This window comes from Amycolatopsis sp. NBC_00345 (assembly GCF_036116635.1).
Classification (GTDB): Bacteria; Actinomycetota; Actinomycetes; order Mycobacteriales; family Pseudonocardiaceae; genus Amycolatopsis.
This window is the reverse complement of sequence record NZ_CP107995.1, coordinates 8,626,701-8,649,578: the sequence shown is the minus strand read 5'-3', so window position 1 is coordinate 8,649,578 and position 22,878 is coordinate 8,626,701. Positions and strand designations below refer to the sequence as shown.

The 22,878-nt window shown below is 70.8% G+C and carries 22 protein-coding genes and 1 pseudogene; 8 read left to right on the top strand and 15 right to left on the bottom strand.

Features of this window, described 5'->3' with window-relative positions; translation table 11 throughout:
- The first annotated feature begins 11 nt into the window (after window positions 1-11).
- Together OG943_RS39195 and OG943_RS39190 are read left to right on the top strand one after the other, a co-directional pair.
- A complete protein-coding gene (locus OG943_RS39195) occupies window positions 12-563 on the top strand; it encodes a SigE family RNA polymerase sigma factor (RefSeq protein WP_328605959.1) in 552 nt (183 codons plus the stop codon).
- 4 nt (window positions 564-567) lie between these two features.
- Window positions 568-1,050, top strand: a complete 483-nt coding sequence (locus OG943_RS39190; protein WP_328605958.1) for a hypothetical protein — start codon at window positions 568-570, stop codon at window positions 1,048-1,050.
- 402 nt (window positions 1,051-1,452) lie between these two features.
- Here the strand turns inward: OG943_RS39190 and OG943_RS39185 are convergent, their stop codons facing one another.
- Window positions 1,453-2,811 carry an MFS transporter gene (locus OG943_RS39185; protein ID WP_328605957.1) on the bottom strand — a complete coding sequence of 453 codons (1,359 nt, stop codon included), beginning with the start codon at window positions 2,809-2,811 and terminating at the stop codon, window positions 1,453-1,455.
- A 203-nt stretch (window positions 2,812-3,014) separates the two neighbouring features.
- On the opposite strand from OG943_RS39185, the gene OG943_RS39180 reads away from it, so the two are divergent.
- Window positions 3,015-3,608 (top strand): PaaI family thioesterase, encoded by a 594-nt coding sequence (locus OG943_RS39180; RefSeq protein ID WP_328605956.1) that lies wholly within the window; start codon window positions 3,015-3,017, stop codon window positions 3,606-3,608.
- A 59-nt stretch (window positions 3,609-3,667) separates the two neighbouring features.
- Here OG943_RS39180 and OG943_RS39175 read toward each other — a convergent pair whose 3' ends face one another.
- The gene (locus OG943_RS39175) at window positions 3,668-6,004 is read right to left on the bottom strand and encodes a serine/threonine-protein kinase (protein WP_328612270.1); all 2,337 of its coding nucleotides are present in this window, start codon (window positions 6,002-6,004) and stop codon (window positions 3,668-3,670) included.
- Window positions 6,005-6,511: 507 nt separating this feature from the next.
- On the opposite strand from OG943_RS39175, the pseudogene OG943_RS48555 reads away from it, so the two are divergent.
- Both OG943_RS48555 and OG943_RS39170 read left to right on the top strand, forming a co-directional pair.
- Window positions 6,512-6,607, top strand: a pseudogene (locus tag OG943_RS48555) (hypothetical protein); the annotation flags it as partial.
- 18 nt (window positions 6,608-6,625) lie between these two features.
- Window positions 6,626-7,006, top strand: coding sequence for a hypothetical protein (locus tag OG943_RS39170; protein ID WP_328605955.1), 381 nt, complete (start codon window positions 6,626-6,628; stop codon window positions 7,004-7,006).
- 485 nt (window positions 7,007-7,491) lie between these two features.
- Here OG943_RS39170 and OG943_RS39165 read toward each other — a convergent pair whose 3' ends face one another.
- The 8 genes from OG943_RS39165 to OG943_RS39130 form a co-directional block, all read right to left on the bottom strand.
- Complete coding sequence (locus OG943_RS39165; RefSeq protein WP_328605954.1) at window positions 7,492-8,460, bottom strand: glutamate ABC transporter substrate-binding protein; 969 nt, start codon at window positions 8,458-8,460, stop codon at window positions 7,492-7,494.
- Window positions 8,457-9,863, bottom strand: coding sequence for a hypothetical protein (locus OG943_RS39160; protein WP_328605953.1), 1,407 nt, complete (start codon window positions 9,861-9,863; stop codon window positions 8,457-8,459). Before OG943_RS39160 ends, OG943_RS39165 begins: the two co-directional genes overlap by 4 nt.
- A gap of 106 nt (window positions 9,864-9,969) precedes the next feature.
- On the bottom strand, window positions 9,970-11,193 hold the full coding sequence (locus OG943_RS39155; protein ID WP_328612269.1) for a helix-turn-helix domain-containing protein: 1,224 nt from the start codon (window positions 11,191-11,193) through the stop codon (window positions 9,970-9,972).
- A 104-nt stretch (window positions 11,194-11,297) separates the two neighbouring features.
- Entirely contained in the window at window positions 11,298-12,338 is a 1,041-nt protein-coding gene (locus tag OG943_RS39150; RefSeq protein WP_328605952.1) for an ATP-NAD kinase family protein, read from the bottom strand.
- Window positions 12,339-12,490: 152 nt separating this feature from the next.
- Window positions 12,491-12,715 (bottom strand): heavy-metal-associated domain-containing protein, encoded by a 225-nt coding sequence (locus tag OG943_RS39145; protein ID WP_328605951.1) that lies wholly within the window; start codon window positions 12,713-12,715, stop codon window positions 12,491-12,493.
- A 172-nt stretch (window positions 12,716-12,887) separates the two neighbouring features.
- Window positions 12,888-13,091: a cold-shock protein gene (locus OG943_RS39140; RefSeq protein WP_328605950.1), complete on the bottom strand. Its 204-nt coding sequence runs from the start codon at window positions 13,089-13,091 to the stop codon at window positions 12,888-12,890.
- 680 nt (window positions 13,092-13,771) lie between these two features.
- Complete coding sequence (locus OG943_RS39135; RefSeq protein ID WP_328605949.1) at window positions 13,772-13,948, bottom strand: hypothetical protein; 177 nt, start codon at window positions 13,946-13,948, stop codon at window positions 13,772-13,774.
- A 237-nt stretch (window positions 13,949-14,185) separates the two neighbouring features.
- Window positions 14,186-15,847, bottom strand: coding sequence for a thiamine pyrophosphate-binding protein (locus OG943_RS39130; protein WP_328612268.1), 1,662 nt, complete (start codon window positions 15,845-15,847; stop codon window positions 14,186-14,188).
- A gap of 116 nt (window positions 15,848-15,963) precedes the next feature.
- Between OG943_RS39130 and OG943_RS39125 the strand changes: the two genes are divergently transcribed.
- Both OG943_RS39125 and OG943_RS39120 read left to right on the top strand, forming a co-directional pair.
- Window positions 15,964-17,244, top strand: coding sequence for a hydroxyacid-oxoacid transhydrogenase (locus OG943_RS39125; protein WP_328605948.1), 1,281 nt, complete (start codon window positions 15,964-15,966; stop codon window positions 17,242-17,244).
- Complete coding sequence (locus OG943_RS39120) at window positions 17,238-17,660, top strand: acyl-CoA thioesterase (RefSeq protein ID WP_328605947.1); 423 nt, start codon at window positions 17,238-17,240, stop codon at window positions 17,658-17,660. The genes OG943_RS39125 and OG943_RS39120 overlap by 7 nt, the downstream gene beginning before the upstream one ends.
- Here OG943_RS39120 and OG943_RS39115 read toward each other — a convergent pair.
- A complete protein-coding gene (locus tag OG943_RS39115; protein ID WP_328605946.1) occupies window positions 17,641-18,669 on the bottom strand; it encodes a hypothetical protein in 1,029 nt (342 codons plus the stop codon). The genes OG943_RS39120 and OG943_RS39115 overlap by 20 nt on opposite strands.
- 285 nt (window positions 18,670-18,954) lie before the next feature.
- Between OG943_RS39115 and OG943_RS39110 the strand changes: the two genes are divergently transcribed.
- A complete protein-coding gene (locus OG943_RS39110) occupies window positions 18,955-20,169 on the top strand; it encodes a cytochrome P450 (RefSeq protein WP_328605945.1) in 1,215 nt (404 codons plus the stop codon).
- 53 nt (window positions 20,170-20,222) lie between these two features.
- Here the strand turns inward: OG943_RS39110 and OG943_RS39105 are convergent, their stop codons facing one another.
- Genes OG943_RS39105 through OG943_RS39090 form a run of 4 tightly spaced genes read right to left on the bottom strand, consistent with a single transcriptional unit; the run spans window position 20,223 to window position 22,852 of the window.
- Window positions 20,223-21,452 (bottom strand): cytochrome P450, encoded by a 1,230-nt coding sequence (locus OG943_RS39105; protein ID WP_328612267.1) that lies wholly within the window; start codon window positions 21,450-21,452, stop codon window positions 20,223-20,225.
- Between the two features lie 38 nt (window positions 21,453-21,490).
- Window positions 21,491-22,027 carry a GTP-binding protein gene (locus OG943_RS39100; RefSeq protein ID WP_328612266.1) on the bottom strand — a complete coding sequence of 179 codons (537 nt, stop codon included), beginning with the start codon at window positions 22,025-22,027 and terminating at the stop codon, window positions 21,491-21,493.
- A gap of 52 nt (window positions 22,028-22,079) precedes the next feature.
- Window positions 22,080-22,439 (bottom strand): DUF742 domain-containing protein, encoded by a 360-nt coding sequence (locus tag OG943_RS39095; RefSeq protein ID WP_328605944.1) that lies wholly within the window; start codon window positions 22,437-22,439, stop codon window positions 22,080-22,082.
- Window positions 22,436-22,852 (bottom strand): roadblock/LC7 domain-containing protein, encoded by a 417-nt coding sequence (locus OG943_RS39090; protein ID WP_328605943.1) that lies wholly within the window; start codon window positions 22,850-22,852, stop codon window positions 22,436-22,438. The genes OG943_RS39095 and OG943_RS39090 overlap by 4 nt, the downstream gene beginning before the upstream one ends.
- Between the last annotated feature and the right edge of the window lie 26 nt (window positions 22,853-22,878).

The window sequence follows — 22,878 nt, the reverse complement described above, 5'->3', positions numbered from 1 at the left end:
GCAACGGGCAGGTGAATTCCCGCTCCCGTCCGACGTCCGGGCCGGGCTCGCCGTGGGACGGCGAGTTCGCCCGGTACTTCGGCGAGCGCGCGCACAGCCTGCGGGCCACCGCCTACCTGCTCTGCGGGGACTGGCACCGGGCCGAGGACATCACACAGGCCGCGATGCTCAAGCTCTACCTCGCGTGGCCACGGCTGTCCCGGCACGACGCGCTGGACGCCTACGCCCGCAAGGTCGTGCTGCGCACCTTCCTCGCCGAGAACCGGCGGAGCCGGTGGAAGCGGGAGCGCCTCACCGACGAACCACCCGAAGTCCCGGCGGCCGACGCCGAGACCGAACACGACATGCTGGTACGGCAGGCCCTCGCCGTGCTGGCGCCAAGGCAACGCGCCGTGCTGGTGCTGCGGTACTTCGAGGATCTTTCCGTCGACGAGACGGCGGAGGCACTCCGCTGCAGCACCGGCACGGTGAAGAGCCAGGCGTCGCGAGGCCTGAAGACCCTGCGGCAACGGCTCGGCCCGCATTTCAGCGCCTCGGCGCTCGACCGCGCGGAAGGGAGGTGACGAGATGGATCCCGACGACGACGTTCGTGTCATGTTTTCGCAGGTCACGGATGGCCCGCCGATGCAGCTGGACGCCACGGACGTGATCGCCCACGGCGGCCGCGTCCGGCGACGGCGCAAGCGCTGGGCCGTCGCGGGCAGCTCCGCGGCGACGGCGGCGGTCCTCGTGGTGGCCGGTCTCGCGGTCGGCCACCGCGCCGGACCGGCACCGGTGGAGCCCGCCCGGCCGGGGCTGTCCACCGTCGCCCCCGCCCCGTCGTCCTCCCCGGCGCCGGGTGTCCAGCTTCCGGCCGACCCCTCGATCGCCCCGGCTTCGCCGCCCCAGAGCCAAGCCGCCCCCGGTCAGGACCGGCCCGAGCCGACCACCACCCTGGGCAACCCGCCGCGCTCGAAGCCGACCCCCGGCACTCCGCCGCCGCCGTCCGCCTCCCGCAAGCCGGGCACGAGCGTGGGTACCGTCACGGCCCCCACCGCGATCAGCCGCTGACCTGGCGAAACCCTCGCTTCGCGCGTCGCGTTACCTGCCGGAAACAACGTGTCGGACGTCACCCGAATCGAGTGGCTTACCCCCGAAATATCCGGGCGGTTCGTGGCGATGTACCGGGTGAGGAGTCAGTCAGACTCCCGAAGCCCCTAGCTCAGCCGGCGCTCGTTGCCGGCCCTAGAACCTGAGGAGGAAGCACCAATGGTGTTCGCCGCACTGATGCTCGAAACCGTAGTCGCCCTTGTGATCGCTGGCGGCCTGGCAGCTTGGTCCCGTAAGCGCTTCACTCCTCGGGCCGAGGTCGCCGAGGCCCGCTGACCCACAGCGACGCCAGCACAAGAGCACTCACGGAAATGCCCCCGTCCACTGTGGACGGGGGCATTTCCGTACTGTGAAAGGACGGACTCAGCGGGCGGCGCCGGTCAGCTTGCCGCCGGTGTCCGCGGTGTCGATGTCCTCGATCGGGACCTGTGAGGTCTCCGGGATCTTGATGATCGGGATGATCGCGATCAGCGCGGCGGCTATCAGGTAGTACGCCGGCCAATCCTTGTTGCCCGTGCTCTGGATCAGGGCCGTCACGACCACACCGCAGGTGCCGCCGAACAGCGACGTCGAGATGTTGTAGCCGATCGCGAACGAGCCGTAACGCACCCGCGTCGGGAACATCGCCGGGAACGTCGAGCCGATCACCGCGAGCATCAGCACCAGCAGGATCGCGACGATCAGGAAGCCGATGATCAGCCACAGGATGCTGCCCGACTGCATCAGCTTGATCGACGGCCAGCTCAGCACGATGAACCCGATGGCAGCCGTGAGCAGCAACGGTTTTCGCCCGATCCGGTCGGACAGCGCGCCCAGCGGCAGGATGATCGCCATCTGCACGATCTCCACGCCGATGATGATCAACGTCGAGGTGTTGTCGTTGATCTTCAACGTGTTCGTGAAGTACGTCGGCATCGTGGTCAGCAGCATGTAGTCCGCGATGTTCAGCAGCAGCACGATGCCGATCAGGTTCATCACCATCCGCCAGTTGCGGGTGAAGATCTCCTTCAACGGTGCCTTCGCCGGCTTGTTCCCGGACGCCTCCAGACGACGGAACTCCGGCGTGTCCTCCAGCTTCGACCGCAGGTAGAGCCCGACCATGCCCAGCGGCAGCGCGATGAAGAACGGGATCCGCCAGCCCCAGGACTCGACCTGGTCCGAGGACAGCGACAGCGTCACCGCGAGCACCACGACGTTGCCCAGCACGTAGCCGGCCAGCGTGCCCAGCTCCAGGAAGCTGCCGAAGAAGCCCCGGCGCTTGGTCGGCGCGTACTCGGCGATGAAGGTGGCCGCGCCGCCGTACTCACCGCCGGTGGAGAAGCCCTGGATCAGCCTCAGCAACAGGATGGCGATCGGCGCGCCGATGCCGATGCTGTACCCGCCCGCGTACGTCGGCAGGCAGCCGACCAGGAAGGTGCAGCCCGACATCAGCAGGATCGTGATCGCCAGTACCTTCTGCCGGCCCAGCTTGTCCCCCAGCGGGCCGAAGAAGGCCCCGCCGAACGGCCGCACGATGAACCCGACCGCGACCAGCGCGAGCGATTTCAGCACCGCGTTGCCCTCGCCGGGGAAGAACACGGTGCCGATCGCGGTCGCGATGGCCCCGGAGGTGAAGACGCCGTAGTCGTACCACTCGGTCGCGTTACCCATCGCGGACGCGAGCACCGCGCGCCGGACAGTTCTCTCGTCGACCGGTGGTTTCTCCGCCGTTTCCTCACTCATGCCCGCGACGACCTCCTCGTACACGTCCCACTCGTTCCGGTGGAGCTCATCCGCCCAGTCTTGCGTGAGTGGGATTAATCGGCAGAGTGAGCCGCGAACTTTCTACCGTCCGGAATTTTCCGACTACTGTGGGGTGCGGAAAAGCGGCATCGCAGGTCAGGCCGCGTGTCCGGGAATGCTCACCGCGGGTTAACGTCAGGCGCATGAGTCGTGTTTCAGGACCGTGGCCGCCGGTGGACGTCGAGCCGCCCGCCGCCCACCCGAAGGCGCCCGCGCCCGGCACCGAGCTCGGCATCCACTTCGACGAGTGTTTCGGCTGCGGCGACGAGGTCGACGGGGGCCTCCGCCTGCGGTCCCGGGTCGGCGAGGAGCAGACGGTGTACTCGGAGTTCACCGTCACAGCCGCCCACCAGGGCGCGCCAGGGCTCGCCCACGGCGGGCTGCTGGCCTGTGCGTTCGACGAGGCGCTCGGCTCCACAGTGGGCAACCTGCTCCGGCGACCGGCCGTCACCGGCAAGCTGGAGACGGACTTCCGCCGTCCGGTCCCGGTCGGCTCGACGCTGTACATCGAGGCCCGGCTGGACGGCACGGCGGGCCGGAAGATCTACGCGAGCGCGGACGGCCACCTCGACGCCCCGGACGGGCCCGTCGCCGTCTCGGCACGCGCCCTGTTCGTCGCCGTGGGCTTCGAGCACTTCACCACCCACGGCGACCCCGCGGCGCTGAAGAAGCTGGCCGACGCGCAGGAAAAGGCCAAGCGCGTCCGCGAAGGCCAGGACTGGGAGATCAACCCCTGAACAGCTCGTGAGTGTTTATGACGGTTAGAACCGTCATAAACACTCACGAGCTTGTCCGGTCAGGTGAGGGTGCGCGGGCGGATCGCGTTCGCGCGGTCCACCAGCTCGACGCGGTCCGCCGTCGTCCCGGCCAGGCGCGCGAGCGAGCGGTAGCAGCGCTCCAGGCCGAAGCGCACGTCACGCTCCTCCAGCTCGTAGCCCAGCACCTTCGACGATCCCGACGGCGTCGGCTGGCCCGGCGCGCGAAGCCACTCGTACGCGGCTTCGAGCACCTCCGCGCTCAGGCGCGTGCGCCGTTCCGCGTCGAGGTTCAGCCGCTCCAGCCGGCCCGACGCGTCGACCAGGTCGCTCTCGGACACCCGGCCCTGCTCGGTGCCGTTGCCCTGGGCGCGGGACTTGATCTTGATGGCGGCGACCTGCGCGTCGACGTAGTGCGTGGACGTCGACGGCACGGCTTCCAGCACCTCCACGGCGCTCGCCCGCGCGCCCTGCGCCAGGTAGACGCGGGCGAGGCCGAAGGCGGCGCTCACGTACGTCCGGTCGGTCCGCCACACCAGCTCGTAGAACCGCGCGGCGCCGAAGTAGTCGCCCACGCCTTCCGCGCTGACGGCGAGCGCCAGCTTCGGCGCGATCTCGCCGGGCAGGTCGTCGTAGACGGAGTCGAACGCCACGTGCGCGACGCGCGGCCGTCCGCCGGCCAGCTCGATCAGGCCGCGGTACCAGTCGATGCGCCAGTCGTGCGGGAAGCCGTGGCGGATGGCCAGGTACTGCGCGGCCTGCAGCTGCCGCTGCGCCTCCACGAACTCGCCCAGCTCGATCCGCGCGCGCACGATCCGCAGCCGCACCTCGATGGACTCGCGCGGCGCGGTCGCGAGCGCCTCGATGGCCTCGCGCGGGTCGAGGTTCGTGGTCGTGGCGAGCACACCCGCGGCGGGGTCGTCGGTGTCGATCTGCGGAATCGGCAGGCCGGCCACCACCTCGGCGGGGTCCGGCAGCGGCACGCTCGCGCCCGTCTCCGGCACCACCAGGTGCACGCCGAACGTCCGGCTCTCCGGCCCGAAGACCGTCGACGCCGCCGGCCGCGGCTTGTTCGTGCCGAGCGCCATGATCTCGCGCAGCACGCCGGTCAGCTGGTCGGCCATGTCCTCGGCCGCGATGAACCGGCGGTCCGGGTCCGCGTGCGTCGCGCGCTTGAGGAACCGGTAGTACGAGCCGAACAGCGCGAACAGCGGCACCACGTCGGGTCCGGGGATCGAGGACTTGTACTTCGTGGTGTAGCCGGAGAATTCGAAGCTCAGCACCGCGAGCGTGCGGCCGACGGTGTAGAGGTCCGAGGAGATCGACGCGCCCTGCTTCGCCAGCTCCGGCGCGCTGTAGCCGGTGGTGAAGAAGAGCGGGCTCTCGTAGTCGTCGACCCGGCGGACGGCGCCGAGGTCGATCAGCTTGAGCTGCTCGTGGGTCTGGATCACGTTGTCGGGCTTGAGGTCGCAGTAGAGCAGGCTCTGGCCGTGCAGGTAGCCGAGCGCGGGCAGGATCTCCAGGCCGTACGCGATGACCTGGCCGATCGGCAACGGCTCCGGCCGCTTGCTCTCGCGGTGGTGCTGCAGGGCGAGCTGACGCAGCGACTGGCCGCCGACGTACTCCATCACGATGTAGCCGACGGAGGTGCCGGTCTGCGCGTCCGGGTGCTGCACGAAGTTGTGGATCTTGACGATGTTCGGGTGCTCGACCTCGGCGAGGAACCGCATCTCGTTGGCGGCGGCGGCCATCGCGGTCGCGTCGCCCGTGTCGATCAGGCCCTTGAGGACGACCCAGCGGTCGCTGACGTTGTGGTCCTGCGCCAGGTAAATCCAGCCGAGGCCGCCGTACGCGAGCGCGCCGAGCACCTCGTACTGGCCGCCGACCAGCTCGTTGGGCTGCAGCTTCGGCAGGAAGGAGAACGCGGTGCCGCACTTCTCGCAGGTGCCCTCGGGCGAGGCGGGCTTGTCGCCCTTGGCCCGGCCGACTTTCGCGCTGCAGTTGCTGCAGTACCGCTTCTCCTCGGAGACGACGGGGTTCGAGAGCACCGCCGTCGACGGGTCGCGATAGGGCACGGGCGGGACGTCGATGAGCCCCGCGCCGAGCCGCCCGCGCCGCGACCGGCGGGACCCGCGGGTGCCCGTGCGCCGCGACGTGCCGGGGAACGACCCGGTGCCACTGCCGCTGCCGGTCCCTGTGCCCGACCCCGTCCCGACGCTGCGTGACCCGGTGCCGTGCCCCTCGCTGTCCTGCTGCGGCAGAACGCTGTCGGTGCCGGGATTCGGCAACGGCTCCCCGGTCCCGGGCGCGACGCGCGGCGCGGGCGGCATGATGCTCTGCGTCGCGGGCGCCGGGCTGGCGAGCACGCTGGTCGGCATGGGCGCCGACGGATCCACGGGCGCGACCGGCTGCTGCGACTGCGGCAGGATCACCGGCGCCAGATCCCCCGGCGGCCGGGTGGGATCCTCCGCCCCGGCGACGGTTTGGCCTCGCTGCTGGTTGGGCCGGTTTTGCTGACCTGGCTGGCTTGGCTGGCCCTGGTTCTGCTGGCCTGGCTGGCCCTGGTTCTGCTGGCTCGGTTGGCCGGGCTGGTTCTGACCGGACTGACCGGGCTGGTTCTGACCGGGCTGGGACTGGCCGGGCTGGTTCGACTGGCTCGGCTGGCTTCCCGCCAACGGCCGGCTGGGCGACGCGCCCTGCCCCGCGGTCCCGGACTTCCCCGGCTCAGCCGCCGACGGCTGGCTCTGGGTCCCTGGCTGGCTCGGGGTCCCCGGCTGGCCGGAAGCCGCCGACTGCCCGGCACCCTGCGACTGTCCTGCGCCCTGGCTCGGAGCCTGACCACGGTTGGTGCCGGGTGACTGGCCCACGGCGGGCCCCTGATTCGGGTGACCGGGCTGGCCCGGGTTCGGACCACCCTGGCCGGGTGCGCCCTGACCGGATGCGCCTTGACCGGGTGCGCCCTGACCGGGTGCGCCCTGACCGGGTGCGCCCTGGTTCGGGTGCCGCTGCTGACCGGTCCGGCTCTGCTGCGGATACCCCTGCGACTGGGACGGCGGCGACTGCGGATGCGGCGGGTACGGCTGGCTCTGAGAAGGCGGCTGCTGCGCGTACGGCGGCACCTGCTGCTGAGACCGCGTCCAAGGCGCCTGTCCCTGCTGCCACTGTCCGGCCCCGCCCTGCTGCGGCTGGCCCGGCCCGCCCTGCGGCTGGCCTTGCCCACTCTGCGGCTGGCCCGGCTGTTGCGGCGAGTAGCCCTGACCGCCCTGCGACGGCTGTCCCTGACCCGGGCCACCCTGCGACGGCTGTCCCTGACCCGGGCCACCATGCGGCGGCTGGCCGTGGCCAGGACCGCCCTGCCCCGCACTGCCTTGGCTACCTGAACCAGCCTGGCCGCCCTGACCCACACCGGCCTGCCCGGAACCGCCTTGGCCCTGACCGCCCTGCTGACCCGCACCAGCCTGACCAGAACCGCCCTGCCCGGAAGCACCCTGCGGCCCCTGCCCCGGCGGCTGCGGTGCCCCACCGGCCGGCCGCTGGACCACGCCGTGGAACAACGTCGGCGAGTCGGGGAAGGACGGGTCCGGTTCGGGTGGCGTCAGGCGGCCTGATGAGGACGGCTCGGGCGTCGCCCAGTGGACCGGGGGCGGCGGCGTCCAGGACGGCGGCGACGGTGGTGTCGGCGGCGTCGATGGCGGCTGCGGAGACGAGGGGGAGGACGACGATGGCTCGGCGCCTCCGTTCTCGTCCGGCGCTGCGTGCCGAGGACGGCGCGGCTCCTCCGACACAACTACCTCCCGAGATCCCCCGCGGCAAAGTCCGTCAATGATCCTAGTCTGGTGTGCCGCGCGGGGCCGTCACACCGCCATTACTGGTACTGCGGCGTCGGCGGCTGGGCCGGGCCGAGGCGGTCGCCGACCCAGCGCTGGTAGCTCGTCTGCCAGGAGCCCCCGCGGACCTGGTCGAGCACGGCGTTGACGAACCGCACCATGTCGTCCTGGTCCTTGGGGATGCCGATGCCGTAGTTCTCCTGCGTCATCGGGTCGCCGACGACCTTCACGGTCGGGTCCTGGGCGGCCATGCCGGCGAGGATGGTGTCGTCCGTCGAGACCGCGTCGACCTGGCCCTGCTGGAGCATCACCAGGCAATCCGACCAGTTGTCCACCGACACGGCCACCGGCTTGGCCGGGTCGGTCGCGATCTTCGCCAGCGACGTCGACTGCTTGGCCGCGCACACCCGCTTGCCCGCGAGGTCGGCCAGCGAGGTGGCCGTCGACGTCTTCGGCACCAGGATCTTCTGCCCCGCCACGTAGTACACCGACGAGAACTGCACGGACTTCTTGCGCTCACAGGTGATGCTGTAGGTCCGGACCACCACGTCCACCTGGTGGTCCTTGAGCACCTGCTCGCGCTGCGACGACGGGATCGCGCGGAACTGCACGTGTCCCTCGGCCTCACCGAAGATCGCGGCCGCGATCTGGTTGACCATGTCGATGTCGAAGCCCTCGAGGTTGCCCGTCTTGGTGTTCCGGAAGCCGAACAGGTACGTGGTCTGGTCCACGCCGGCGATCAGCTTCCCGCGGGCCAGGATCTTCGCCATCGTGCCCGTGTTGGGGTTCATCCCCGACGGCGCGAGGCTCTTCAGCGGGTCGCAGCTGGTGTCCGCGTCGCCGCCGGCGCTGGCGTCGGGGCCGCCGACGTCCGCGGGCTGCGGCCAGGCCGCGTCACTCACCGGGGCCGGGTTCACCGGCGTCTGCGCCGCTCCCCCACAGGCTGTGGCCAGAACCGCGACCACGGCCAGCACGGCCGCCCGGACGAAGTGACGCGACCTGCTCACCGGTACTCCCTCAATCTCTCTCTGACCCCGACGGTCACCCCGGCGGCGGCGAGCACCGCGAGGACGCCGACCCCGGGCGCGAGCGCGGTCAACGCGCGTTCGCCGCCCCGGGTGTCATCGAGGAACTCCTGCCTACAGACGTCGATGGCGTCCTGCAGGTTGGCATCGAGGCGCTGGAAAGCCGCGCCCGCGCTGTCTTTGCTCACGCTGGTGGCGAAATCGACGGCTTCCTGGTACTGGCCGCTGTCGTCGAGTTTGCGCACCTGGATGTGGGCCAGCGACCAGTCGCGCGCGGCCTGCTCGGCCGCCTCGATCTTCTGCTGCCCCGGTGTGCCGATGGCGAGGTCACGCGCCTTGCCGAGCAGCCCGCTCTTCCCGTCCGGGCCGACGAGCTGGACGGCGAGGTTGATGAACTGCTTCTCGTACGCGGCGCCGTCACCGCGCGCGACGAGGGTGAGGGTCTCGTCGGCGCGCGCCTGCAGCGCGGAGATGCGCGCCCGCACGAGCACGTCCACCTGCGAGGTGCCGTCCGTCTGCCCGCTCGCGACGAGGGTGCCCTGGATGACCAGCGCGACCGCGCCCCACAGCAGCGACAGGACCACGGCCCCGGTCGCGACCAGCAAGCCGATGTTGAGCACGCGGTTGGTCCGGCGCGTGAGATAGATCTGCGTGAGGACCAGCGCCGCCACCAGCGCCAGGAGCAGCGCCACGGCCGCCCACGGGAAGCTGGTGCTGTCGTCCTGCTCGTCGGCGAGCTTCGTGGTGTCGGCGGTGTAGAGCGCCTGCGCGGCCGGGAGGATCGTCGTGCGCATCAGCTGCGAAGCCTCGCGCAGGTACGAAGCGCCCGACGGGAAGCCCTGCCGGTTGTTCGCCCGCGCGGTCTCGACGATCCCGGTGTAGACGGGGATCTTCTGGTTCAGGATGTCGACCTGCTTCGCCGCGTCGCCGACGCCCGCGGTGTCCGACGCCGACTTCGCCAGCGCCGAGCCGGCCTCCGCGATGTCCTGTTCGTACTTCTGGCGCAGTGCGGGCGGCTCGGTGCCGACCGAGAGGAACGCGCTCGCCGCCGTCGCGTCCGCGTCCGACAGTGAGCGGAACACCTGCTGCGCCGCCACGGCCAGCGGTTCGCGGTGGTCGATCAGGCCGCTGATGGTGTTGTCCTTGTTCTGCGCGGACAACGTCGCCACCAGCCCGGCCACGAGCGACAGCAGCACCAGCCCCACGGCGATCACCGAAAGCCGGCCCGGGGTCGTCGCCGCGGACTTGACCACCGCGCGCACCGCCTGGCCCGGCAGGTCCAGCAGCCCGGCTACCCCGCTGCGGCCCCCCGGCTCGTCCGGCGGGGGTGCCCCCGGCCCTGGAGAACCCGCTGCCGTGTCCGGCCGCGCCACAGTGCTGGTCATCCCCGTTCCTCCCCGTACGCCACCCGGTGAAGGTAGCCGGTCACCCCGACGGCAGCCCACCTCACCCGCCAGGTGTCATCAGCACGTGATCTCCACCGGCGGCGGATCAGCCCGCCGCTGAGGAGTGCAGTACCAGGACCTCCAGGTTGTCCGCGAAGCGGTATGGCCGGCCGACGACGATTCCGCCGACGATCCGGCGCAGCCGCGAAATCTCCGCACGCACAGTGCCCGCGCGGCCCGCGTCGCCGAACAGGGCCAGCGAAAGCTGCGAAGCGGTGCGGCCGTTTCGGTGGGAAGCCAAGACGTACAACAGTTCCGCGTGCCGCGGCGACACTCGGCAGGTCCACTCGCCGGACGCGCCGCACACCGTCAGCACCGGTGCACCGGGGGCGCGCACGTCAAGCTCCACTCGCGCGGCCGCCGGCTCTTCGTCGTCCACCAACCGGATCAGCCAGCCGCCCGGTAACGGCTCCAGCAAGCACGAACCGTAGGCGGGCAACCAGGTCCGGCCGGGCCCGGTGGACGACGGCAGCGCGACGCGGTCCGCCGGCGCGAGCCCCGTCGCGGCGGCGATCCAGCCGTGCGCGTCCGTCACGAGCGCGCGGCCGGAGACCTTCGCCAGCGCCGGCACGGCGAAGCCGCGCAACCGTTGCAGCTCACCGAGGTGCTCGGTCCGCAGCTGCGACTCCGCCAGCCGGGTGACGGCGTCGACGAGCGCGAGGGTGTTCGGGTGCACCGTGGAGGCGGGGCCGGAGAGGTCGACGGCGCCGAGCAGCCGGCCGTCACGCGGATCGCGCAGCGGTGCGGCGGCGCAGGTCCAGTTGTGCTGGGCGCGGGCGTAGTGCTCGGCGGAGTAGACCTGGACCGGCCGCCGCGCGACCAGCGCCGTGCCGGGCGCGTTGGTGCCCACGGACTGCTCCTGCAGGTCGACGCCCTCCACGAAGCCGATCCCGTCGGCGCGGCGCCGGACCGCGACACTGCCGTCACGCCAGAGCATGTGCCCACCGGCGTCGACCACGACCATGATGTGCGCGGCCTGCTCGGCGAGGCTGATCAGGCCACCACGCAACAACGGCAGCAGCGGCGCCAGCCCGCTTTCGCGCCGCCGTTCCTCCAGCTGTTCGGGGCGGAGCACGGTGATGGGCGCGCCGCGGTCCGGGTCGACGCCGAGGCGGCGCATCCGTTGCCAGGAGGCGCCGATCACGGACCGGGGACGGCTGGGCAGCGCCTCGCCGGCCATCGCGGCCTCGTGCAGCCGGGCGAGGACGCGCGCGTGCTGCCGAGGGTCCGCCCCGATCGGCAACGCTGCCTCGAGGTGCACCTGGTCCAACCCCACCGCTCCTAGTCCACTGGCCGCTCCCGCCCCGCGGTCAGTGTGCCCGTGCGCGCCGGGTGATCGGAAGCTTCCGTGACTTCGGTGACTGCCGGATCCCGTCAACCCCGGCGTTCGGGACCCGGCTCGCTCTCGGACGTGCTGCGCAGCAAACCCCGCCGTGCCGCTTCGGCCATCACCGAGCGCACGTCGACGCACCACGGCCCGTCGGACCGCAGCTCCACGTAAGCGCTCTCCCCGTGCTTGAGCTCCATCTCGCGCTCGCCGTCCACGGCGATCACCCCGCCGGCCGCCGCGAGGTCGACCCGCACGCCCGGCCGCAGCACGCCCCAGCCGCGCACGCCGACCGGCTTGACCAGGCCGGGCGCGATCGGCGCGTGGACGACGTGCGGCGTGACGCCGACGGGGCCGAGCTTCAGGGCCACGCCGTCGGCGCTGGAGCGGGGGCTCGGGCACAGCTGGCCCGCGATGCTGGAGAGGCCGATGCCGTCGGGCTCGGCGAAAACGCAGTACAGCTCGGTCAGCGCGGCCGGGTCCCAGAGCGCCCGCGCGCCGACGTGTTTGCTCATCGTCACGGCGACGTCGACGAGCGCGATCTCCCGGCGCGCCTTCGTGACCACCTCGAGCTTGCTGACCCGCGTCGTGACGAGGTCCGCGTCCACCTGCCCGGTCGCGAGGAGCCCGGCCGCGAGCCCGGCGACGGTGGCCTCGCGCATCTGCGGGAACGCGTTGTTGGTGCCCGTGGACAGCGCGAGCAGCGGCACGTCGCCGCAGGCCTGCGCGGCGACGCGCGCGGTCCCGTCGCCGCCGAGGCAGACGATCACGCTCGCCCCCGCGTCGACCATGCGGCGCACGGCGTTCGCGGTGTCCTGCGCGGTGCCCGTGAGCGGGTCGCTGTCGCAGAACTCGACGTCCGGCCACTGCCCGCCCCGCCCGAGCGCGAGCAGCACGGCGGCGGAGATGCCGCCGAGGTCCGTGGACACGAGCGCGCGCCCGACCCCGGTCACGGCGAACGCGGCCAGCAGCCGCTGGACCATGTTCGCCTTCTCGGCCGTCGGGAACACCGAGGCGTGTGCCACCAGCCGCCGAATGTCCCGCCCCGATGCCGGGTTCGCGACAATGCCCGCCACGGCTTCGCCCACCACTTGCTCCTGTCGTCCGGCTTGTGCCGGTTCAGCAGACCCTGTGCTGAAGTGTGAGGGAAGGGTTGCAGCAGGTTGCACGCCGGGCTCTCACCCAGACGGCCCAGCACCCGGGGTAAACGCGGGCCCCGTTTGAGAATTTACGGAAAGTTTCAGGAAACGAGGGCGATGGTGCCCTCGTAGGTGTATCCGGCCTCTTCGACGGCGCCGCGTACGGCGTCCTCGGCAAGAGCCTCAGCACTCTTCACGGTGACGCGGCCCGTCTCGACGTCGACGGAGACGTCCGTGACCCCGGGCAGCGCGGTCAGCTCTTCGGTGACCGACTGTGCACAGTGGCCACAGGACATTCCGGAGACGGTGTATCCGTTCACGATCATGGGGTGCAGCCTACGAAACGCGCGCGCCCCACGATCGGGTGATAGGCCATCGGCCGCGACGCACAAAAACCGTTGCGCCGCAAGGAGATCCGCATCGTGGGACACGGATGGACCGGACACGAAAAGGGCCGCCACCCGTGCTGGGTGACGGCCCCTTCCCGAAGTACGTGGGTCAGATAAGGCTGACCGACGTGGCCTGCGGACCCTTCGCGCCCTGGCCGATCTCGAACTCGACGCGCGCGTTCTCCTCGAGGGAACGGAAGCCGTTACCCTGGATCTCGCTGTAGTGCACGAAGACGTCGCCGCCACCGTTGTCGGGGGTGATGAAGCCGAACCCCTTCTCGGAGTTGAACCACTTCACAGTGCCCTGAGTCATCAAAAATCTCCATACATAACACCAAAAAAACAGGAAGCCACATCAGCATCCCGGGTCACAGGCGGGACGGTTTGCTTCCTCGGCGAGGAGACACTACGCCCGCTGACGTTCTGCGAGCGTGAATCATCACGTACACAAAATCGAGACCGGTTAAAGTAAAGCACAGCACTGGCGGGGCGGACAACCCGGCTCACCGGAACCAGGGGTTGAGCCATTCGCCACACCGGCCACTCTGGACGGCCGAGCTGCGAAGATGGCGCTGGGCCGGGGTTTCCGCCGCGCCGACCCCTACCTGGACGGCGCCTTTCACCGCGCCAAGCGCTCATCGGCTGCGGCCCGTAGCCCCGGCCACGGCTTTTCGGCGCAGGCCAAGGCATTCGCCGGGCAGCGCGGTGAACAGGTCACGCCGGTCGGAGTCTCGCGCCAGCCGCGGACCCGGAAGGATCTTTCGCCGAGCCAGTCGCAATGCGCACTTATGCATGCGCCACCGAACGTGCAGAGCGGGCAACTTCCACACCCACTACGGACCAGACCATCCGGCCCAGTACATCCGAACCAGTGCATCCGAACCGGATCACCTGCCGCCAGCCGGGAGACCACACCGGTCACCACAAGGCCGCCAGCCACCAGCTCCGGGACCGGGCTGTTCGCCCGCAAGCCGCGAAGCCGGGCCGGACCCGCTACTCCCCGCTGGCCGGCCGCAACTCGCCGTCGGCGCCGAACGGTGAGCGCCAGCTCGGGCTCTCGTCCGCGGCCACGACGGCGACGTCGTGGGCTTCCGCGACGGCGCTGAACAGCACCGGCACGACACCGGAGACCTCGCCCGCCTGTTCGCGCGCGTGCTTCTTGTCGGCCATATCGAAACTCCCCTCGTTCCCGACCCGCACTGGGGCGGGGCGATGACCGCGATGATGCCATCGGGCACCGACAGAAACCGGCGTTCCCGCCTGGATCGGCCAGGACCACAACAGCCAAAAGTAGACGCCCCAGTCGAGTTCTCTCACGAACTCCCGGAACACCGCCAGGTTACCTGAGCCATCCCGCGTCGGCTACCGAAGTCCTCCGGCGTTTCTTCATATGCCACGAAAGAAGAATCACTGTCCCGGCTGAGGTGGGCGGACGGCGCCGAGCAGGCCGCTGAGCCGGACGTCCGGCGTCACCACGTCCGGATCGGTCCGTACGTCGATCACACACGGCCGCTGCCGGACCAGCGCGCTGGCGATGATGGGCTCCAGCTCCTCACGATCGTCCACCGTGTACCCCGCCGCGCCGAGGCCCCGCGCCCAGGACGCGAAGTCGGTCAACGGGATCGTCACGCCCGAAAGCCGCCCCTGCGTGCGGGCCTGGTGCATCGCGAGCGGGCCGTGGAGCCCGTTCTGGAACACCACCACCATCACCGGCGCCCGGTAACGGACGGCGGTCTCGATCTCCTGCCCGGTCATCAGCGCGCCCGCCTCGCCGACCATCGCGACGACGGACCGGCGCGGCTCCGCCAGCTTGGCCGCCACCGCCGCGGGCACGGCGTAGCCCATGGCCGCGTTGCTGGGCCCGAGCTGGCTGCGCGGCGCGGTGAAGCACCAGTAGCGGTGCATGAACTGCGCGAAGTTGCCCGCGTCGCTGGTCACGATGGTGTCCTCAGGCGCCAGTTTACGCAGCGCGCGGACCACGTCCACGGGGTGGACGCGGGAGTTTCCGCTGGTGTCCGGGGGTGTCATGAACGTGTGCACGGCCGCGTTGGCCGCCGAGGCGCGGCGCGTGCGCGGGGTGGCGACCGCGCGCAGCTCCCGCAGGAACGGCTCCACTTCCGCGTCGACGCGGAAGGTCAGCCCGCGGCGGCGCTGGGCGTCGATGCCGGTGCCGACCAGCACCAGCGTCTGCTGCGAAGTCGGGTAGCGGTAGCCCTGTGTGGTGACCTCGTCGAGCTGGGTGCCGAGCGCGAGCACGACGTCCGCGCGCTCCAGCGCGTCCAGCTGCCGCGCCGGGATGCCGAGCCCGAGGTGCCCGGCGTACCGCTCGTGCGTTTCCGGGAAGGCGTCCTGCCTGCGGAAAGCGTTGTAAACCGGCAGGGACAGCTCGTCGGCGACGGCGATCAGCTCGTCCCGCGCCGAGCGCGCCCGGCCGCCGACGATCACCACCGGGTAGCGCGCCTCGTCGACCAGACCGGCCACGGCTTCGGCCGAACGGCCCAGTGTCCCGGTGGCAGGCGGGCGTATGGTCGCGACCGGTTTGGCCGAGTCGTACGGCACCCCCCACGCGTCACTGGGCACACCGATCACCACCGGCCCCGGCCGTCCTTCGCGGGAACGGGTCAGCGCCTCGGCCACCAGGCCGGGCACGCTGTCCGGGTCCTCGGCGCGCACGCACCACTTCGAGATGGACTCGAACATCGCCGTGAGGTCGGAAGTCGGCAGCTCGCCGGTGGTCACGCGGTCGAGCGCCGGCGTCTCCAGCAGCACGACCACCGGGGTCTCGTCCTGGTAGGCCGTCTGGACGCCGATGGCGAGGCTCGCCGCGCCCGGGCCGCGGCTCGCGAGCAACACGGCGGGGCGCTCGGTGAGCTTGCCCTCGGCCTCGGCCATGAAGGCGGCACCGGAGTCGTGCCGGGCCGCTACCAGCGTGATCTCGCGCTCGCGCTGCAGCGCGTCGAGCAACGGCAGGAACGACTCGCCGACCACGGCGTACACCCGGCGCACTTGTGCCTCGATCAGGATGCGCACGGCCGTCTGGGCGACGGTCGCCCCTGCTTGGTATCTAATGGGGAGAGCTTAGGGCGGCACCGTTCACCGTAGTCAAGTGATCTTCCGGTAATGACCACGAGAATCGGCCGAATGTCCGCTTTGACCGCCCCCGCAGGGAAGCGAGGACCGCTGTCTTGACGTCACCGGAACACGAAACCGTATTCACGTATGGCGCCCCGGCGCTGAAGTACGGCACCGGCGCCAGCGAGGAGATCGGCTACGACCTCACGGTGTACGGCGCCCGGCGCGTGCTCGTCGTGACCGACCCGGTGGTCGCGGCCACGGGCTGGCCGGCGCGGATCGCCGAGGGGATCGCCGGGTACGGCATCGAGGCCGAGGTCTTCGACGGCGTCCACGTCGAGCCCACCGACGTCAGCATGCAGAAGGCCGTCGACTTCGCGCGCGGCACCGGGCCGTACGACGCGTTCGTCGCGGTCGGCGGCGGCTCCAGCATCGACACGGCGAAGGCCGCGAACCTGCTGACCAGCAACGACGGCGAGCTGATGGACTACGTCAACGTGCCCGTCGGCGGCGGCCGCGCGCCCGCCCATCCGCTGAAGCCGCTGGTCGCGGTGCCGACCACCACCGGAACCGGCGCCGAGAGCACCACCGTGTGCGTGCTGGACGTGCTGTCGATGCGCGTGAAGAGCGGGATCAGCCACCTGCGGCTGCGCCCGACGCTGGCCGTCGTGGACCCGCTGCTGACGGTGTCGCAGCCCGCCGGCGTGACGGCCGCGAGCGGCATGGACATCCTGTGCCACGCGGCGGAGAGCTACACCGCCAAGGCGTACACGGACTTCACGCGCAAGCGCCCCGAGGAGCGCGTGCCCTACTGCGGCGCGAACCCGCTGGCGGACATGTTCGCGGAGAAGTCGCTGGAACTGCTGTCCTGGGCGCTGCCCGCGGCCGTCCGCGACGGGTCGGACCTGAAGGCGCGCGAGGCGATGGCGATGGCCGCGACGTTCGCGGGCCTCGGCTTCGGCAACTCCGGCGTGCACATCCCGCACGCCAACGCCTACCCCATCGCGGGCCAGGTCCGCGACTTTCACCCCGAGGGCTATCCGAGCGACGAAGCCATGGTCCCGCACGGCATGGCGGTTTCGCTGACGGCGCCGGCGGCGTTCCGCTTCACCTTCGACGCGGCGCCCGAGCGGCACCTGCGCGTCGCCCGCCTGCTCGCCCCGGACTTCGTGTGGGACGGCGACGCCGCCGGCCACCTGCCCGCGGTGCTGATCAACCTGATGCGGGAGATCGGCATCCCCTCCGGCATCGGCGCCGTCGGCTATACGGAGTCCGATGTGGACTCTCTGGTGTCGGGGACCCTTAAGCAGCAACGCCTCCTGGCGATCGCCCCGCGCGACGCCACCGAGGAGGACCTGGCCACGATCCTGCGCGACTCGGTAGAACTGTGGTGAGCTACCCGCACTGGCAGACGGTTCCGTTGCGCTGGAAGGACAACGACGTCTACGGGCACGTGAACAACGTCGTCCACTACTCCCTGATGGACACGGTGATCAACACCTGGCTGATCACCCGCGGCGGCCTGGACATCACCGCCGGCGACGTGATCGGGCTCTGCGTGGAGTCGCACTGCGCGTACCACGCGTCGGTCGCCTTCCCGGAATCGCTGCGGATCGGGCTGCGCGTCGCGCACCTCGGCCGCTCCAGCGTGCGGTACGAGATCGGCATGTACTCGGACTCGGCCGAAGACCTGCTGGTCGCCGAGGGCCACTTCGTGCACGTGTTCGTCGACCGGGAGTCCCGGCGCCCGGTCGAGGTGGCGGGGAAGCTGCGGGAGTCCCTGGCGGAACTCACCACCGCAGCCGGCTGACCGCGTCGGCCAGTGCCTCGGCCGCCGCGCAGGTGGAGAACGACCACAGGACGGTGAACCCGCCGGCGCCGGTGAGCCGGACGTCGGCGTAGCGCAGGATCGGCAGCCTGCGGTTGTTCTTGAACCGCCGGTCGGGACCGCCGTTCATGTTCGCGAACTTCCAGGTGGTGCCCACGCGTTGCGCGTCGCCGGGAATGGCGCCGTCCTCGATGAACCACTGCTCGGACCACGACGCGGTGACGGCGTCGTAGGGCAGGTCGGCGTAGGTGGTGCCGTCGCGCACAAGGATCCGGTCCGGCAGGAAGAACACCGAACGCGCGGCCGAATGCAGCGACGGGACGGCGACGTTGGTCCGCAGGTGGACCGGGCCCCGCACGTCGCGTCGCAGCGAGTGGCGCCGGACCAGATGACCCGCGCCGCCGTGGACTTTGCGCTGGTGGGTGACACGCAGGGCACCGCGCGCGAGCACCTGCCAGGCCCCCAATGCCTGGCACACCAGGCCGAACTCGTCCAGCAGCGCCTGAAACCGGGCGAGGGTCGGGCCGTCGACCTCGTAGAACACCACCACGGCGCGGCGCACCTGGTCCCGCCAGAAGAACCAGACCGTGAGCAACGCGCCCGGGATCAGCAGCCACGGCGTCGCCGCCGCGAGCAGCAGCGAACCGAACAGCGCCCACGGCCACAGCCGATGGGCGTGCGAAGCCGTGTTGAGCTGGCCGACGAGCGTGCCCGGGTCGGCGTCGGACAACGCCTCCGCGCGCACCCCGGTCATGTCCGTCATCACGATCGGCACTTCGGTGCGTTGACCCAGCCCCACCAGCACCGGCTGCCGGCCGCCGGCGGTCGTGGCCCGGTAACGCGTCCCCGCGGTTTCCACCCGCACGAATCCACCGCGCGGCCCCGCGCCCACCCGCAAGCCCGGAATCCTCGCGGTGGCACCGATTCCCGCCGGGGAGACCCGCACTCGCAACGGTCCGAGCCGCACGCTGGTCCGCAGATAGATCGACATCAACGGCCTCGCTCTCGTTCGCTGATGTCGGCAAGTCGTCAGGACCGGGCCTGCTGTTATCCTCCCGCCCACCTTGGCGTCGGACCGTCACTCGCTCGACGCCGGTACGTGACCTGCCCCCGCTCGGGTGAGCGTCGGCGCCCCGGCGACCACTGACGGCAAACCCCGGCCCCGAACCCCGTAATCCACCTGGACCAGTGTGTTGGTCCGATGGCTTGAACTTCTCCCGCGGCAGCAACCCCCATCGATAACCTGGCTGCTCCACCGCCCGAGCGAGGGAGCTCCATGACCACGGCCCGTCACGCGCCGGACATTCTTTCCCCAGAATTCGCAGCCGATCCGTATGCCGCGTACGACATCATGCTCGAGGACGAGCCGCTGATCTGGCACGAAGGCATGCAGAGCTACATCGTTTCCCGGTACGACGACGTGGCCAGGGCGTTCCGCGAACCCGTTTTCACCACCGACAACTACGGCTGGCAGCTGGAGCCCGCGCACGGGCGCACGATCCTGCAGATGAGCGGGCGCGAGCACTCGATCCGCCGGGCGCTGGTCGTCCCCGCGTTCCGCGGCAACGAGCTGGAGCAGAAGTTCCTGCCGGTGATCAAGCGCAACTCGCAGCAGCTGATCGACGGGTTCCGCCACCGCGGGCACGCCGACCTGGTCGCGGACTACGCGCGGCACTTCCCGATCAACGTGATCGTCGACATGCTGGGCCTCGACCAGAGCGACCACGAGCGTTTTCAGATTTGGTACACGTCGATCATCGGCTTCCTCGGAAACCTCAGCCAGGACCCCGAAGTCGCCGCGGCCGGGGTGCGCACGCGCGAGGAGCTGTCCGCCTACCTGATCCCGATCATCCGGCAGCGGCGGGAAAACCTCGGCGAAGACCTGCTTTCCACGCTCTGCGCGGCCGAGGTCGACGGCACCTCGATGAGCGACGAGGACATCAAGGCGTTCTGCAGCCTGCTGCTCGCCGCCGGCGGCGAGACGACCGACAAGGCCATCGCCAGCCTGTTCCGGAACCTGCTCGCCCACCCCGACCAGCTGGACGCGGTCCGGGGCGACCACAGCCTGATCCCGAAGGCGTTCGCCGAGACGCTGCGCCACACGCCGCCGGTGCACATGATCATGCGCCAGCCGGCCGAGGACATCGAGATCGCCGGGCAGCCGATCCGCGCGGGCAGCACCGTGACCTGCCTGATCGGCGCGGCCAACCGCGACCCGCGGCGGTTCTCGAACCCGGACGCGTTCGACATCTTCCGCGGCGACCTGCCGACCGAGACGGCGTTCTCCGCGGCGGCGAGCCACCTGTCCTTCGCGCTGGGACGGCACTTCTGCGTCGGCGCGCTGCTGGCCAAGTCGGAGATCGAGGTGGGTGTCGCGCAGCTGCTCGACGCCATGCCCGACCTGCGCCTGGACGAGGGCGCCGCGCCGGTCGAAAAGGGTGTGTTCACCCGTGGCCCGGCTTCGCTGCCGGTCCGGTTCACCGCCAACTGAAACCCTCGTGAGTGTTTATGACGGTTCTAACCGTCATAAACACTCACGAGTCCTTACGCCGGGCTGGCCACGTAAGTCGGTGTGAAGGTGACCGGCAGGGACTCCAGCCCGCGCATCCACATCGACGGCCGCCACACCAGGCTTTCCACCGGCACGGACAGCGAGAGGTCGGGCAGCCGGTCCAGCAGCACCTCGACGGTGGTCCTGGCGATCACCTCGGCGACCTCGGGCGCGGGGTGCGGGCAGCCGTGCTCGCCGTGCCCGAACGACATGTGCGCGTGGTTGCCCAGCGCGCCGCCGGCCAGGTCCGGGCGCACGTGCGGGTCGGCGTTCGCGGCGGCCAGGCCGAGCACCAGCAGGTCGCCCGCGCGGACGCGGCGGCCGCCGAGCTGGGTGTCGCGCGTCGCGAAGCGGCCGATGAAGTTCTGCGTCGGGGTGTCGTGCCAGAGCACCTCGTTGAGGGCCTCGCCGACGCTCCCGCGCCCGCCCGACAGCGTCATCGCGAACCGGTCGTCGGTCAGCATCAGCCGGATCGTGTTGCCGATCCAGTTCGCGGTCGGCTGCTGCGCCGCGGCCGTGACCACCAGCAGGTCCTGGATGATCTCCGCGTCGGTGAGCTGCGCCGGGTGCTGCATCATGTGCGACGGCACGTCCGCGCCGGGCTGCTGGTGCTTGCCGGCCAGCAGCCGTCCCATCGCCTCCTGCACGCGGACGTACGCGGGGATCGCGTCCGGGCCGACGTCGAGCGAGATCGCGACGTCGCGCACCAGCGCCGGGGTGTCCGCCTCCGGCATGCCGTACATCTTGGCGATCGCGAGCAGCGGGATCTGCATGGCGAACTGCGCGATCAGGTCCGCCTCGCCGCTGCCGGCGAAGGTGTCGATCAGCCGGTCCGCGATCCGCTCGCAGTGCGAGCGCAGGTCGAACTGGTCCACCGCCGAAAGCGCGTCACCGATCGCGCCCGCGCGGCGGCGGTGCTCCAGCGCCTCGGTGAACATGACCGACGGGTTGTAGGCGACGTAAGGCAGCAGCGGCCAGTCCTCGGGCACGTTGTCCCACTGGTTCCAGCGCCGGGTGTCGCGCTGGTAGAGCAGGTTGTCGCTGGTCACCTGGTGGATCTCGCGGTAGCCGATGACCAGCCACGCGGGCACGTCGCCGTCGAGCAGCACCGGGGCGACGCCGCCGTGCTGCTGCCGGATCTGCGCGTACAGGGTCGCCGGGTCCTCCTGGAACTGCGTCCCGTACAGCTTCACGAAGTCGTCCGTGGACGCCAGGTCGGCCACGGGGTTGTGCTGGAAACCGGTCACGGGCTGGAAATCGGTCACGGCTGGTTCTCCCGGGCGGTGGACAGCGAGTAGAGGTGGTCGACGAGCGCGATCAGCACGTTCTTCGAGGAGTCGCGGCGGCGCGCGTCGCAGTCGATCAGCGGAACGTCGGCGGACAGGTCCAGCGCGCCGCGGACGTCGTTGAGGTCGTGGGTCGGGCGCTCGAAGTTGTTGCGCGCCACGATGAACGGCGTGCCGTGGTGCTCGAGCCGGTCGATCGCGTACCAGGAGTCCTCGAGCCGGCGGGTGTCGACGAGCACCACGGCGCCGAGCGTGCCGGAGAACAGCCGGTCCCAGAGGAACCAGAACCGCTCCTGCCCCGGCGCGCCGAACAGGTACAGCACCATCCGCTCGTCGAGGCTGATCCGGCCGAAGTCGAACGCGACGGTGGTGGTGGTCTTCGCCGGCCGGGCCCCGGGATGGTCGATGCCGATGCCGGCCTGCGTCATCGTCTCCTCGGTGCTCAGCGGCCGGATCTCGCTGACCGAGCGGACCATCGTCGTCTTGCCGACACCGAACCCGCCGACGATCACGATCTTGAGGCCGTCCGCCGCCGTGGCGGCCAGCGGGGTGCGGGCCGTGCGTTCAGAGATTGCGGAGTCCAACGAGCACCTTCTTGAGGAATTCGGAGTCGGGGATGGAAACGCCCGCCGTGGCCGACGACGGGTGCCGGGCCGAGACGCGGCCGCTGTCGAGCAGGTCCGTGAGCAGGATCTTGACCACGCTCACCGGCAGCGCGAGCTCGGAGGAGATCTCCACGACCGACGTCGGCCGTTCGGCGATCCGCAGGATCCGCACGTGCTCGGACTGCATCCCGGCCGACGGCGCGGACTCGGTCACGATGAGCGTGACCAGGTCCAGCTCGACGTCGTCGGCGCGGCTGCGGCCGCCGGTGACCGTGTAGAGCCGGTCGGGGTCCTCCTCCTCGACTGCGCGGCGGATCATGCCGTCGGACCGGCCGGGGCGTAACGGGGCGCGGCGGTGAGGAAGGCGCCGATCTGCTCGACCAGCTCGTCCATGTTGTGCCCGACCAGGCCGACGTCGGCGTCCTCGGCGGCGATCACCGCGAGGTGCGCGCCGACGCCGGCCTCGACGATGAACAGGATCCCGCCGTGGAACTCCGTCATCGAGTTGCGGACGCCGCCGCTGCCGTCACCGAACTCCGCGGACGCGCCGTGGGACAGGGCCTGCACGCCGGCGGCGATCGCGGCCAGCTGGTCGGCCTTGTCGACGGTGAGCCCGGCGGTGTGGCAGAGCTTCAGGCCGTCCTTGGACAGCACCAGCGCGTGCACCGCGCCGTGGGTGTTGCCGACGAGGTTCTCCAGCAGCCATTCGAGGTTCGGGTTCTGGGCGTTCATCGAGAATCCGGGGGCGGTGCCGGTCG